Here is a 14277-nt window from a genome sequence, read left to right as displayed (position 1 = left end):
AACGGCCGCCGCCCCGGCTTCAGAATTCCAGGGGGTCCACTTCCAGATGCCAGCGCAGGCGTGAGGGCGCCTTGATGCCTTCGAGCAGGGGCCGCCATTCGGCCAGGAAGGCCTGCAGGGCGGGGCGGGAGGTGGATTCGGCGAGCAGTTGGGCCCGCTCCAGGTTGGCCCGGCGGGCCATGCGCATGGGCACCGGGTCGTACAGCAGCACCGGGCCATTGCCGTTGAGGTCGGCCCCCAGGGCCCGGGCCTGGGCCAGGTACTCCAGGGCCGGCCCCATCTCCGGCGCCTCGGCCCGCAGCATGACCTGGTAGGAGTAGGGCGGAAAGCCGGCACTGCGCCGCTCTTCCAGCTGGCTGGCGGCAAAGGCGGCGAAGTCGTGCTGCTGCAGGGCGCCGTAGAGGGGATGTTCCGGGTGTTCGGTCTGGATCAGCACCTCGCCGGGCAGTTCGGCGCGGCCGGCGCGACCGCCCACCTGCATCAGCTGGGCGAAGAGGCGCTCCGGGGCGCGCCAGTCGGCGGCGAAGAGGGCCGCATCGGCGCCAGTGACGCCCACCAGGGTGAGGCGGGGAAAGTCGTGGCCCTTGGCCAGCATCTGGGTGCCCACCAGGATGTCGGCCTCGCCGGCGTGGATCTTTTCCGCCAGGGCTTCCCACTGCTTGCGGCTCTTCGCCGAATCCCGGTCCACCCGCAGGATGCGGGCCTCGGGAAAGCGTTCCTGCAGGGTCGTCTCCAGGCGCTGGGTGCCGCGGCCGAAGGGATGGATGTCCTGGTTGCCACAGCTGGGGCAGGCCCGGGGAATGCCGTTCTCGAAGCCGCAGTGGTGGCAGCGCAGGCGCCGGTCGGCCAGGTGCAGCACCAGGTTGGCGGCGCAGCGGCGGCAGCGGGAAATCCAGCCGCAGGAAGGGCAGGCCAGCACCGGGGCGTAACCGCGCCGGTTGAGGAACACCAGGCTCTGCTCGCCCCGTTCCAGGCGCACCTGCAGGGCCGCCAGGAGGGCCGCGGAAAGGCCGTCCTGGAGCTTCTCCCGGCGGGTGTCCAGCAGCCGCACCGGCGGCAGGGAGGCGGCGGCGTTGGCCCGGTCCACCAGGGTCAGCAGGGTGTAGCGCCGGGGAATACCCTCGCCGGTGGCGTTGGCCCAGGTTTCCAGGGACGGCGTCGCCGAGCCCAGGACGATGGGCACGCCCCGCTGCCAGGCGCGGAACACGGCCACGTCCCGGGCCGAGTAGCGCATGCCGTCCTGCTGCTTGAAGGAGGGATCGTGCTCCTCGTCCACCACGATCAGGCCCAGGTCGGGCAGGGGCGTGAAAATGGAAAGGCGGGTGCCGAGGACGATGCGGGCCTCGCCCTTGAAGGCCGCCTTCCAGTGCCGGGTGCGGGCGGCCTCGGTGAGTTCGCTGTGCAGGCTGACCAGGCCGACGCCGGGGAAGCGGCGCCGCACCCGCTCCTCCAGCTGGGGCGTCAGGTTGATTTCCGGCACCAGCAGCAGGGCCTGGTGGCCGCCGGCCAGGGCCGCCTCCACCAGGCGCAGGTACACCTCGGTCTTGCCCGAGCCGGTGATGCCGTAGAGCAGGAAAGGGGCAAAACGGGGCGCCGTGCCCACCCCCGCCGCCAGTACGGCGGCGACGGCCTCGGCCTGGCCCGGGGTCAGCTCGGGCGCCACCTGGGGCGCCTCCACCTTGACCTTGGCCTTCACCGCCCGGGCCTTGGGCGGATCGGTACGGCGCAGGCCCACCGGCAAAGCCGCCAGCATCACCTCGCCGATGGGGGCCTGGTAATAGCTGCTGCAGAATTCGGTGAGGCGGAACCAGTCCGGCGGCAGGGGCGGCACGTCATCCCGCAGGATTTCCGCCGCCTTCAGCTTGTCCAGGGGCAGGTCCCCTTCCTCGTCAGCGCCGAGCACGGCGGTGATGACGCCGATGCGCGTGCCCCGGCCGAAGGGCGCCCGCACCCGCCGGCCCACGTCGTCGGGCTGGGCGTCGGGGGCCAGGTAGTCGAACTGGCGGTGCAGGGGAACGTCGAGGGCGACGCGGATGACGGGCATGGGGATGGGCAAAGGGGCCGGCGGCATGAGACCGGCAAGGCCGGAAGCTTAAGGGATCGGGGGCCTTTGGGAAAGGCCGGCGGACCGGCGGGGATCTTCCGGGCCGGGCCCCGCTTCCACGGGCGGGATCTCGGCCCAATGCACAGCCCAACTCTCAGCCCAAGTTAGGGGCACAAGTTCGCCGTCTTTCTCCTGAATAGGGGCCAAGCCCTTTGCCCGAAAGGACTTTTTCACTTACTCACAATTCCTGTGGATAACTTTGTGGATTGTGCTGGAATAATTTTGCTAAGCAGGCCCCCCGCAAGGGTTTTTGTCACTTTGCTGCAAAATAAGGCACTCCTATCGCCCTTATAAATCAACAACTTACAAATATGCCCAAAGTAATAGCCGGCCTTTTGTAACAAATCGTTACCGCGCCCTCTTTCTGTGCATAAGTCAAGGGGAAGGAGCGAAAAAACTTTGGGGAACGGTCCCGTCCCCGAGTTATCCCCGGAATGGGGCAGGGGAACTGGAGGATGGCGAGGGCTAGGAGGAAAGGCAGGCGGGAAGCCGCTGACGGCAGGGGCCCCGTGGGGAAGGCCGCCCCCCGCCATGCGGCGGGGAGGGGGATTGCAGACCGGCGCCCCGGGCGGAGCGCCGGGCAGGGCTGGATCAGCCCTGCTGCCGCAGCTTGCGACTGTGGCCGTGCACCGCTTCCACCAGCGCCGTGACGTGGTCCGGCGGGGTGAACTGGGAAATGCCGTGGCCCAGGTTGAAGACGTGGCCGGTCTTGCTGCCGCCAGCGGCGTGGTAGGAATCCAGCACTTTCTTGGCTTCGGCCTGCACCACTTCGGGGGAGGCGAACAGCACATTGGGGTCCAGGTTGCCTTGCAGCGCCACCTTGCCGTTGGTGCGGCGGCGGGCTTCGCCGATGTCGATGGTCCAGTCCAGGCCCACGGCATCGCAGCCGATGGCGGCGATTTTCTCGATCCACAGGCCGCCGCCCTTGGTGAAGACGATGCAGGGAATCTTTTCCCCGTCCTTCTCCTTGGTCAGGCCGGCGACGATGCGGCGCATGTACTGCAGGGAGAATTCCTCGTAGGCCGCAGCGGAAAGGCCGCCGCCCCAGGAGTCGAAAATCATCACGGCCTGGGCGCCGGCTTCGATCTGGGCGTTGAGGTAGGAGGTCACGGCATCGGCGGTCACCGAGAGGATGCGGTGCATCAGGTCGGGACGGTTGTAGAGCATGGTCTTCACATGCCGGTAATCGTCGCTGGAGCCGCCTTCCACCATGTAGCAGGAGAGGGTGTAGGGGCTGCCGGAGAAGCCGATGAGGGGCACGGAGTTGTCCAGGGCGCGGCGGATCTCGCTCACCGCGTCGGTGACGTAGCGCAGGTGCTCGTAGGGGTCCGGCGCCTGCAGGTCGCGGATGGCCCATTCTTCGCGCAGGGGACGCTCGAACTTGGGGCCTTCGCCTTCGGCGAAATAGAGGCCCAGGCCCATGGCGTCGGGCACGGTGAGGATGTCGGAGAAGAGGATGGCCGCATCCAGGTCGTAGCGGGCCAGGGGCTGCAGGGTCACTTCGCAGGCCAGGGCCGGGTTCTTGCACAGGTCGAGGAAGCTGCCGGCGCGGGCCCGGGTCTCCCGGTATTCGGGCAGATAGCGGCCGGCCTGGCGCATCAGCCACAGGGGGGTGTAATCGGTGGGTTCCTGCAGCAGGGCGCGCAGGAAGGTGTCGTTGCGGGGTCGGGTCACAGGGGGCTCCGCCGGGTTAGCTAGAAAGACCCGGATTATCCTTCGGAACCCCCACCCCTGTCATTGGGATAGATCAAGCCGCCCCCAGATCGGCAAGCCTCACTTGCGCCAGAAGGCCGGCGTCAGCACCACCAGCAGGGTGAAGATTTCCAGGCGGCCGAGGAGCATGGCGAAGGAGCAGACCCAGGTCTGGAAGTCGCTCAGCACCGAGTAATTGGCCGCCGGGCCCACCGCATCCAACCCCGGGCCCGCATTGTTGAGACAGGCCACCACAGCGGAGAAAGCGGTGACGATGGGCAGGTCGCTGGCCGAGAGCAGCAGGGTCAGGCTGACGATGGTCACCATGTAGATGAAGCTGAAGGCCAGCACCGCGTGCAACACCGGATCGGGCACGATGACGCCCTGGATACGCACCGGATGCACCGCCGTCGGATGCATGGCCCGCACCAGTTCCCGGAACACCTGCTTGTAAAGGATGACGGCCCGCATCATCTTGATGCCGCCGCCGGTGGAGCCGCCGCAGGCGACGAAGCTGCAAAGGAACAGCACCCACAACTGGGCGAACATGGGCCACATGGTGTAGTCCGTGGTGGCAAAGCCCAGGGAGGTGGCCAGGGAAATGACGTGGAAGGCGGTGTAGCGCAGGGCCGTACCGAAGCTGTCGTAGAGACCGTAGGGCATCAGGTAGAGGGCCAGACCGACGGCGCTGACGGCCAGTACGCCGAGATAGAAGGGCAGTTCGAAATCCCGCTGGTAGGGCTTCAGGCTCCAACCCCGCAGGGCGAGGAAATGGGTAGCGTAGTTGATACCGGAGAGCAGGGCAAAGCCCATGGCCACCAGTTCGATGGTCAGACTGTTGTAGTAACCCAGGCTGGCGTCCCGGGTGGAAAAGCCGCCCAGGCCAAGGATGCTGAAAGCGTGCATGAGGGCATCCCACCCTTCCATGCCGGCCCACCACAGGGCCAGGGCGCAGAGCACGGTGAACAGCAGATAGACGCCCCACAGCCCCTTGGCGGTTTCGGCAATGCGCGGCGTCAGGCTGGAATCCTTCATCGGCCCCGGCAGTTCGGCCTTGAACAGGGCCCGGCCGCCGATGCCCAGCAGGGGCAAAATGGCCACCGCCAGCACGATCACCCCCATGCCCCCCAGCCAGTGCAGGAAGGTGCGCCAGAAGTTGATGGAAAGGGGCAGGGAGTCCAGCCCCGACATCACCGTCGCCCCGGTGGCCGAAAGGCCGGAGGCGGCCTCGAAATAGGCGTCGGTAAATGAGATGTCGGGCAGGAAAAGCAGCAGGGGCAGGCTGGCGAAGAGGGGCAGGATGGTCCAGGTCAGGGCCACCAGGAGAAAGCCGTCCCGCACCCGCAGGTCCTGACGGTAACGGCGGGTACAAACCCACAGCAGCAGGCCCACGCCCATGGTCACCACGATGGCCTCGTCGTAGGCCGCCGTGGCGCCATCCTGGGCGTAGGCGGATACCGCCAGGGGCGCCAGCATGGTCAGGCCGAAAATGAGGACGATCAGGCCCAGGATGTGGAAGACGGGATAGAAGCGGCGCATGGTGCCCCCGTCAGAGAAAGCCGAAGCCGACCTGGAACAGTTTTTCCACCTTGTGCACCAGCTTCTTGTTCACGCAGAAGACGATGACGTGGTCGCCGGACTGGATCACCGTGTCGCGGTGGGCGATGACCACGTGGCCGTAGGCCTGGATGCCCACCGGGCCCTGGTAGCCGATGATTTCCGGCGTCTCCAGGTCGCGCACGATGGCGGCGATGGTGACGCCCTTGGGCAGGGGAATCTCGCCCAGGCTGCGGCCCACCACCCGGGAGGAATTGCGGTCGCCGTGGGCCACCAGCTCCAGGGCCTCGGCGGCGCCCCGGCGCAGGGAATGGACCTGGGAGACGTCGGCCCGGCGCACGTGGGCCAGCAGGGTGCCGATGGAGACCTGGGCCGGGGAAATGCCGATGTCGATGGGGCCGCCCTGCACCATGTCGGCGTAGGCGCGCCGGTTGATCAGGGCCAGCACGCGCTGGCAGCCCAGGCGCTTGGCCAGGGAGGCGGCCATGATGTTGTCTTCGTCGTCGTTGGTGAGGGCGAGGAAGAGGTCCATCTCGGCGATGTTCTCCTGCTCCAGCAGGTCCTCGTCCGTGGCGTCGCCGCACAGCACCAGGGTGTCGCCCAGGCGCGGCGCAATCCATTCGGCCCGGCTGCGGTTGTGCTCCACCAGCTTCACCTCCAGGCGCTGCTGCAGGGCGGTGGCCACCCGGTAGCCGATGTTGCCGCCGCCGGCGATCATCACCCGCTTCACCGGCCGCATCATGCGCCGCAGCTCCCGCAGCACCGGGCGGATGTGCTCGCTGGCGGCGATGATGAAGACTTCGTCGCCGGCATGGATCACCGTCTCGCCCTCGGGAATGATGGGCTGGTCCTGGCGGAAGAGGGCGGCGATGCGGGCATCCACCTGGGACGGCAGGTGCTCCCGCAGCTTGCGCACCGGCTTGCCCACCAGGGCGCCGCCCTCGTAGGCCCGCACCGCCACCATGACCAGGCGGCCCTCGGCGAACTCCAGCACCTGCAGCGCCTCGGGAAAATCCACCAGACGCACAATGTAGTCGGTGATGTTCTCCTCGGGGCAGATGGCGAAATCCACGGCGAAGTTCTCGTCGGAGAGAAGCTGCTCGTCCTCGAGGAAATCGGCGGCCCGCAGGCGGGCGATGCGGGTCGGCACGTTGAAGCGGCTCTTGGCGATCTTGCAGGCCACCAGGTTGGTCTGGTCGCTCTGGGTCACGGCGATAAGCAGGTCCGCATCGTCCAGGCCGGCGTCGCCGAGGATGGACGGCAGGGCCGCATTGCCGCACACGGTGCGCAGGTCGAGCCGGTCCTGCAGGGCGGCCAGGCGCTCCCGGTCGTTGTCCACGATGGTGATGTCGTTGGCCTCGTGCACCAGGGCCTCGGCCACGCTGGCGCCGACCTGGCCGGCACCGAGAATGACGATCTTCATGCTTCCCCCAATGTCCTGGGCCGGCCATGGGGCGGCCGGCGGGAACCTGTTCTATTGCGTCGAGTGTAGCGCCGGCGGGGAAGGGCGGGGCGTGGACTGCTTCACGCCCAGGCGGATCAGCCCTCGCCGCCGCGCTTGCCGGTGCTGACGCCCAGTTGCTTGAGCTTGCGGTAGAGGTGGGTGCGCTCCACCCCGGAACGTTCCGAGACCCGGGTCATGTTGCCCCCTTCCTGGCGCAGGACGTGTTCGAAATAGAGCTTCTCGAAGGCGTCCCGGGCTTCCCGCAGGGGCTGGGAGAAAAGGGGCTCCAGGGGCGTGCTGGCGGCCTCGCCGTCGGTGGTGTGGAGCAGGCCGGCCACGTCCTCGGCGCTGATTTCCTCCTCCAGGGCGGTGAGGGCCAGGTTCTTCACCGCGCCCTGCAATTCGCCCCAGCCATCGGCGCTCCAGCGGTGCATGCGCAAGGCGTTGAGGGCGGCGCTGGAGAAATGGCGGGCCGGGGCCTCGCCCCGTTCCATCAGGTGGGAGAGCAGCAGGCCGGCGATTTCCGGCACCTCGTCGGCATGGGCGGAAAGCTGGGGCAGGGCCACCCAGACCTCGCCGAGACGGGCTACCAGAGCCGCATCCCAGCCGGCTTCGAGCAAGGACTGGAGCGGCTTGTGGCAGGCCACCACCAGTTGCAGCTTGTACTTCTCCAGGCGCTCCAGGGCGAAGGCCAGGTTCATCTGCTGCAGCTTGCCCAGGACCGCCAGGTCCGGCACGAAGAGGATGCCGCCGGAGGCCTGTTGCAGACGTTCCTGGGTCAGGGGCCCGGATTCGGCGGCCAGGTCGAGCCAGGGCGCGTGGGGCGCCTGCAGGGTGCGGGCGCAGATGTCGGCGATGGCGCCGGCGCCGCCCTTGAGCAGCAGCACCGGGGCGCTCTTGGCCGCCTGCTCCAGGCGCTTCTTCAGGTCCTTGAGCAGGGGCAGCTTGGCCAGGGCATCCAGGGTCAGGGGCGGCTTGACGGTCTGGGCGTCGTGCTTCAAGGCCTTCTTCACCGTGGCCAGGAGCTTCTGCAGGGCAATGGGCTTTTCCAGGAATTCCACGGCGCCGTGGCGGGTGGCCTCCACCGCGGTGTCGATGGTGCCGTGGCCGGACATCATCACCACCGGCATGGTCAGCAGGCCCGAGGCGCCCCATTCCTTGAGCAGGGAAATACCGTCGGTGTCGGGCATCCAGATATCCAGCAGCACCAGATCCGGGCGCTTCTCGGCCCGCAGGCGGCGGGCGGCCGTGGCGTTTTCCGCCAGCCAGATGTGATGTCCCTCGTCCTCCAGGATTTCCGACAGCAGTTCCCGGATGCCGATTTCGTCGTCCACAACCAGTATTTGAGCCATGTTGCTTGAGATCCTCGGTTTTCTTATGGGTTGGCCAGGGGCAGGCGGATGCTGATCTGGGCGCCGCCTCCGGTGCCGTTTTCATGCTTGTTGGTGATGTCGATGCGGCCGCCGTGCTCGTCCACGATCTTGCGCACGATGGCCAGGCCCAGGCCGGTGCCCTTGGGCTTGGTGGTGACGTAGGGTTCGAAGGCCCGGGCCAGGATTTCCGCCGGGAAGCCGGGGCCGTTGTCCTCCACCACCAGGCGGGCAAAGCGCCCGGCCGGCTCGGTGGCGAGGCGGATGGCCGGCGCCGGCTGCTCCGCCAGGGCATCCTCGGCGTTGCGCAGCAGGTTGTGGATGATCTGCCGCAGCTGGGTGGCGTCCCCCAGCACCGGCGGCAAGTCGCCGGCCAGATGCACGTCGATGCTGGCGTGGGAGGTCTCGTAGAGCCCCAGCACCTCGCCCACCAGGGCGTTGAGGTCAAGCACCGCCAGCACCGGCGAGGGCATGCGGGCGTAGTCGCGGAAGTCGTCCACCATGCGCTTCATGGCCTGGACCTGGTTGATGATGGTCTGGGTGCCCTTGTTCAGGGTCTCGGCCGCGGCAGCATCCAGCTTGTCCTCCAGCTTCATCTGCAGGCGCTCGGCGGAAAGCTGGATGGGGGTGAGGGGATTCTTGATCTCGTGGGCCAGGCGCCGTGCCACTTCGCCCCAGGCGGCGCTGCGCTGGGCGGCGATGAGCTGGGTCACCTCGTCGAACACCACCACGTAGCCGCCGCCGCTGCCGGCCGGCAGCTTGGAGCCCCGCAGCAGCAGGACCTGGGGCGCCAGGCCGGGGCGGTCCAGCTCGACCTGGGTCTGCCAGTCCTCTTCCGCATGGGCGGCAAAGCCGTCGCGGATGGCCCGGCCCAGCAGGTTCTGCCGGGGCCAGGCTTCCACCGGCTCGCCGGAAAGGCCGACGAAGTCGTCGCCGAGGATGGTGCAGGCCCCCGCATTGATGGCCCGCAGGACGAAGCGGGCGTCGAAGGCGAGAACGCCGGCGGAGAGGTTGGCCAGGATTTCCTCCAGATAGGCCCGGGCCGATTCCAGTTCGCTGCGGTGCCGCTCCGTCTCCTTGCGGGCATCGTCCAGCTGACGGGTCATCTGGTTGAAGGACTGGGTCAGCACCCCCAGCTCGTCCCGGCTGTAAATGGCCTGGCGCGGCGTGAAGTCGCCGGCGGCCACGGCCTGGGTGCCCTCGGCCAGGATCGAAAGGGGCGCCGAAAGGCGCCGGGCCAGCACGTAGGCCACGGCGATGGCGGTAAACAGGGACAGCAGCAGGGCCAGGGTCAGGGTCAGGGCGTAGATGTGGGTGAGGCCGCTGCGGGCCAGGGACAGCTCCTGGTAGTCCCGGTACACGTCCTGCACCGCATCGGCATTCTCGGCGATGGCCGGCGGCACCCCCTGGGTCAGCTGCAGGATGCGCGGCTCCTCGGTCAGGCCGTAGCCGGGAATGCCCACCAGCACCCTGAGGGTCATGTCCTTGCCTTCACCCTCGATGGAACCGATGCCCCGGGAAAGACGGGCCTGCTTCAGCTGGGCGGAGGAGGGCAGGGAGGGCAGCAGGGAAGAATAGTCGCCATTGGCGCTGGCAATGACCTGGCCGTTGGCGGCGAAGAGGGCCGCGCTTTCCACCCCGGCCTGGTCGCGCAGGCGGTTGAGCAGCAGGCGGCGGGTGCCGTCGGGCCGGTCGGCCAGTTCCTGGGCCATCTGCCGGCCCTTCTCGGTGAGGTCGGAAAGCATGGCGTCAAGGGCGCTGCGGCCCAGGTTGAGGCCCGACTCCAGGGCGGTTTCCACCCGCACGTCGAACCAGCTCTCGATGCTCTTGGTGACGAACTGCACCGACACGGCATAGATGGTGACACCGGGCACCACCCCCATGAGGGCGAAGAAGACCAGCAGGCGCAGCTTCAGGCGGGAGCCGAAAACCTTGGCCCGGTGCTCCTTCCACAGGGCCCGCAGCTGCCAGGCCACCAGGCCGGCCAGGGCTAGGGCCACCAGACCGTTGAGGGCCAGCAGCCAGGGATAGTTGCGGGCGAAGAGGGCCGTATTGGCCGAGGCCGAGGCCAGCAGGAAGAGCAGGATGCCGCCTAGGGCGGCGACGATGACTAGGAGCACTCTCACTTGGCGCCCTCCCGCAGCGGCTCTTCCCGGGGCACGGAGAAGGGCCAGTTGAGCCAGTCGGAAGCCAGGTTCCATTCCCGGTTGGCCAGGGCGGTCAGCTGGAAGGGTTTGGGCAGCTGGGAGGGATCGAGGCGCAGGCGCAGGGAAGCCTGGTAGGTTTCCCCGGGCCGGAGGGCCACGGACTTGTCCAGCACCGTCCAGTGGCGCAGGCGGGAGAGGATGCGCAGGGCCTCCTCCAGGGAGGAGAAGTTCTGGTGCAGGGCGCCGGAGGAAAGGCGGTACTGGCGGGTGAGGGCGTTGTAGGAGAGACGCAGGGTCTGGCTGCGGCTGGCCACCTTGTCGTCCAGCCAGTACCAGCGGACGCGGGTCAGCTCGAATTCCACCAGGAAGTTGAGCACCACCCCCCGGGTCACCGCTTCTTCCAGGCGGGAATTGAACTCGAAGGCGAAGTCGGCGGAGAGGGTGTAGCCGTCGTCCCCCGGAGTGAGCTGGGGATTGCGTACCTCCACCTCGCTCGCCGCCCCCAGGGCAGCCCAGAGACAGAGCCAGCAGATGGCGAGGAGCTTAAGCGGTCTTTTCCAGCAGCGCATAGTAGAAGCCGTCATGTTCACTTCCTGGCAACAACTGCAACTCGTCGGCACCGTCGATGCCGATGCGGCGGGCATCCCCGTGGCGCGCCAGGAAGGCGCTCACCTGCTGGCTGTTCTCCTCGGGGAAAACGGAGCAGGTGGCATAGAGCAGACGCCCGCCGACCGCCAGGGTCGGCCACAGCACCTCCAGGATCTGCCGCTGCACCCGGGCGAACTGGGCGATGTCGGTCTCCCGCCGCAGCCATTTGCTGTCCGGATGGCGGCGCACCACGCCGCTGGCGGAACAGGGCACATCGGCCAGAATGCGGTCGAAGGGGCGGCCGTCCCACCAGTCGTCGGGGCAGCGGGCATCGGCAGCACGCACGGCGGCCCGAAGGCCCAGGCGGCTCAGGTTTTCCTCCACCCGGCGGCAGCGCAGCCCGTCCACGTCCAGGGCCAGCAGGTCCACCCCGGCCCGCTCAAGAATATGGGCCGTCTTGCCGCCGGGGGCGGCGCAGGCATCCAGCACCCGCTGGCCGGCCCGGGCGTCCAGCAGCTCGGCGGCGCGCTGGGCGCCCCAGTCCTGAACCGAGACAAAACCATCGAAAAAGCCGGGCAGGGCATCCACCGACACCGGCTTCTGCAGCAGCAGGGCGGCGCTGCCCAGGGGGACAGCGGCAATCCCGGCGGCATCCAGGCGAGCCTGGTATTCCTCCCGGGAGCCCCGGGCCAGATTGACCCGCAGGGTCATGGGCGGCTGGCCGTTGCCGGCCGTGGCGATGGTTTCCCAATCCCGGGGATAGGCCCGGCGCAGGCGAGACAGCCACCAGTCGGGATGCCACCAGGCCCCCGAGGGCTTGCCGGCGGCCCGGGCCAGCAGCTCGGGCCGCTGCCGCAGATAACTGCGCAGCACGCCGTTGATCACCCCGCGGAAATTGCCCTTGGCCAGGGTGGCGGCAGCGGCCACGGCCTGGTCCACCACCGTGTGGCTCTGCTCCGGCCGGCTCTCCAGGCGGTACAGGGCGCACAGCAGCAGGCTCTGCAGCTGGGGTTCGGGCAGGGGCTTCTGCAGCAGGACTGCCAGCACCGCCTCGCCCCAGCCATAACGGCGCAGGGCGCCGTAGGCCAGATCCTGGGCCTGGGCCCGGGTCGGCCCCAGTTCGCCCTTGGCCTGCTGCGCCAGCACTTCGGTCAGGCTGCGTCCGGCCTGGACGGCGGCAACGGCTGCACTGGCCAGCAGCAGGGCACGGGCCAGGGAATCGGGTGCCGGCTCCGGAGCGGAGCGGACAGGAGAAGGGCGGCGGGAGGCGGGCGGGGAGTTGCGGGAAGACAAGGATTGCGGGCTCAAAAAAATCGGTAAAAAAGGCTGCCGGAAGTACATCGGCGTAGTCGGAGCAGTTTAGCATGGCCTTTCTGTCGCTCCGGCAGCACCGGAGCGGTTTTCGCCACTTTTCCCGCCGTCGCGGGTCCCTCGGGCCCGGGGCACTTTTGGGCGATAATCCAGCCATGCACACCAACACCTCCCTGACCCGCTACGCCTGGCTATCCATTGCCGCCGCCATCGCCACCATCCTGCTCAAGGGGGCGGCCTGGTGGTGGACCGGCTCCGTCGGCCTGCTTTCCGATGCGTTGGAATCCTTCGTCAATCTGGCCGGCGCCCTCATGGCCCTGTGGATGCTGACCCTGGCGGCCCAGCCGCCCGACGAAAAGCACGCCTACGGCCATAGCAAGGCCGAGTATTTCGCCAGCGGCTTCGAAGGCCTGCTCATCCTGGTGGCGGCCCTGGCCATCGCCCACACCGCCATCAACCGCCTGCTGAACCCCCAGGCGCTGGAGCAGGTAGGCGTGGGCCTGGCCATTTCGGTAGTGGCTTCCCTGGTCAATCTGGGCGTCGCCCGGGTCCTCCTGGCCGCCGGCAAGCAGTACGGCTCGGTCGCCCTCAAGGCGGACAGCGCCCACCTCATGACCGACGTGTGGACCTCCGTCGGCGTCATTGCCGGCGTGGCCGCCGTGGCCCTGACCGGCTGGCTGTGGCTGGACCCGATCCTGGCCCTGATCGTTGCCACCCACATTCTCTACACTGCCTGGCACCTGATCCGGGATGCGGCTGCCGGCCTCATGGACGCCGCCCTGCCGGAAGAATTCCTCGGCAACCTGGAAAGCACCTTGTTGCCCCACCGTCAGCAGGGCATCGGCTTCCACGCCATCCGCACCCGCCAGGCCGGCACCCGGGCCTTCATTTCCCTGCACGTGCTGGTGCCGGGAGAATGGACGGTGCAACGGGCCCACGAACTGGCCGAGCAAGTGGAGGAGGACATCCGCCGGGCCATTCCCGGCGCCCACGTCACCACTCATCTGGAGCCTCTGGAAGACCCCCTGTCCCACCAGGACATCGACCTGGACCGCTGATGCGAGCCAAGGCGCTGCTCCTGATCCTGGGCATCGGCCTCGGCGCGCCTCCTGCCCTGGCCTGGAACGGGGCGGGGCACCGCATCAGCGCCAGCATTGCCTGGAACAGGCTGTCCGCCCCGGCGCGCCAACAGGTGAGCCGCCTGCTGCAGGCACACCCGGACCTCGCCCGCTGGCAACGCCAGCAGAAGCACTACGGCAGCCTGGAGCAAAGCCGGGCGCTGTTCATCGAAGCCTCCACCTGGGCCGACGACATCCGTCACGACAGCCGCTACCACGACAACGACGCAGAGACGCTTTCCGACACGCCGGACATGATGGCCCGGCATCGGGACTGGCACTACGAGAACCTGCCCCTGACGCCTGGGCGGGGCGGGCCGGAGGAGCGGGCGCCGCAGCGGGGGCAGCTGACTATCCGCATCAAGCAGTTGTCGGCCCAACTGGCCGACCGGCGCCTGGGCGACCCGGAGCGGGCCTACGCCCTGGTCTGGCTGATCCATCTGGTGGGCGACATCCACCAGCCCCTGCACGTGGTCAGTCGCTACGACGAGGAAGGCAATCCGGATGCCGGGGGCAACGACCAGTCGGTGATCGACCCGGCCAACAACCGCAGACCCGAAACCAGCCTGCACACCTATTGGGATGATCTGCCGGGACCCTCCCGGCTGCGGGGAAACCAGCTGCTGGATGCCGCCCAGTTAATGGACTCCGACATTCAGCACACACCACAGAAGACGGTTGCCGCCTGGCGGCAGGAGTCATTGCAGCTGGCACGTACCCGGGTTTATCCCGGCATCGACAGCAATCTGGTGCCGGTGCTGGATGAACGTTACAGCAGGCAAGCCAAGGCAGTCGCAGATAGACGGCTGGTTGAAGCAGGGCGCCGGCTGGCCGGACTGCTCAACAGAATATGGGGTAAGTAACGTTTCACGTGAAACAAAGCCGGCGAACGCCGCCGGGTGTTTCACGTGAAACAGGGCGGTGAGGACCGCCCTGTTTCTTTTGG

Annotated in this window: 10 protein-coding genes; 2 read left to right on the top strand and 8 right to left on the bottom strand. The window is 68.1% G+C overall.

Going from position 1 to position 14277, the window contains the following annotated elements; genetic code table 11:
* Positions 1 to 19 precede the first annotated feature (19 nt).
* From EV678_RS11610 to rsmB, 8 genes are all read right to left on the bottom strand, one after another.
* A complete protein-coding gene (locus EV678_RS11610; protein WP_130459643.1) occupies positions 20 to 2044 on the bottom strand; it encodes a primosomal protein N' in 2025 nt (674 codons plus the stop codon).
* A 651-nt stretch (positions 2045 to 2695) separates the two neighbouring features.
* Positions 2696 to 3778, bottom strand: coding sequence for a uroporphyrinogen decarboxylase (gene hemE, locus EV678_RS11605; protein ID WP_014235914.1), 1083 nt, complete (start codon positions 3776 to 3778; stop codon positions 2696 to 2698).
* A gap of 99 nt (positions 3779 to 3877) precedes the next feature.
* The gene (locus EV678_RS11600; protein ID WP_014235915.1) at positions 3878 to 5335 is read right to left on the bottom strand and encodes a TrkH family potassium uptake protein; all 1458 of its coding nucleotides are present in this window, start codon (positions 5333 to 5335) and stop codon (positions 3878 to 3880) included.
* Positions 5336 to 5345: 10 nt separating this feature from the next.
* Positions 5346 to 6776: a Trk system potassium transporter TrkA gene (trkA, locus tag EV678_RS11595; protein ID WP_014235916.1), complete on the bottom strand. Its 1431-nt coding sequence runs from the start codon at positions 6774 to 6776 to the stop codon at positions 5346 to 5348.
* Positions 6777 to 6892: 116 nt separating this feature from the next.
* Positions 6893 to 8149, bottom strand: a complete 1257-nt coding sequence (locus tag EV678_RS11590) for a sigma-54-dependent transcriptional regulator (protein WP_130459642.1) — start codon at positions 8147 to 8149, stop codon at positions 6893 to 6895.
* A gap of 23 nt (positions 8150 to 8172) precedes the next feature.
* Complete coding sequence (locus EV678_RS11585; RefSeq protein ID WP_130459641.1) at positions 8173 to 10293, bottom strand: sensor histidine kinase; 2121 nt, start codon at positions 10291 to 10293, stop codon at positions 8173 to 8175.
* Entirely contained in the window at positions 10290 to 10898 is a 609-nt protein-coding gene (locus EV678_RS11580) for a DUF4390 domain-containing protein (protein ID WP_130459640.1), read from the bottom strand. The genes EV678_RS11585 and EV678_RS11580 overlap by 4 nt, the downstream gene beginning before the upstream one ends.
* Positions 10858 to 12195, bottom strand: a complete 1338-nt coding sequence (gene rsmB, locus EV678_RS11575) for a 16S rRNA (cytosine(967)-C(5))-methyltransferase RsmB (protein WP_130459639.1) — start codon at positions 12193 to 12195, stop codon at positions 10858 to 10860. The genes EV678_RS11580 and rsmB overlap by 41 nt, the downstream gene beginning before the upstream one ends.
* Positions 12196 to 12368: 173 nt before the next feature.
* On the opposite strand from rsmB, the gene EV678_RS11570 reads away from it, so the two are divergent.
* Both EV678_RS11570 and EV678_RS11565 read left to right on the top strand, forming a co-directional pair.
* Positions 12369 to 13271 (top strand): cation diffusion facilitator family transporter, encoded by a 903-nt coding sequence (locus EV678_RS11570; protein WP_130459638.1) that lies wholly within the window; start codon positions 12369 to 12371, stop codon positions 13269 to 13271.
* Positions 13271 to 14194, top strand: a complete 924-nt coding sequence (locus EV678_RS11565; RefSeq protein ID WP_130459637.1) for a S1/P1 nuclease — start codon at positions 13271 to 13273, stop codon at positions 14192 to 14194. Before EV678_RS11570 ends, EV678_RS11565 begins: the two co-directional genes overlap by 1 nt.
* Positions 14195 to 14277: the final 83 nt, after the last annotated feature.

This window comes from Azospira oryzae (assembly GCF_004217225.1).
Taxonomy (GTDB): domain Bacteria; phylum Pseudomonadota; class Gammaproteobacteria; order Burkholderiales; family Rhodocyclaceae; genus Azospira; species Azospira oryzae.
This window is presented reverse-complemented; position numbering and strand designations above follow the sequence as displayed.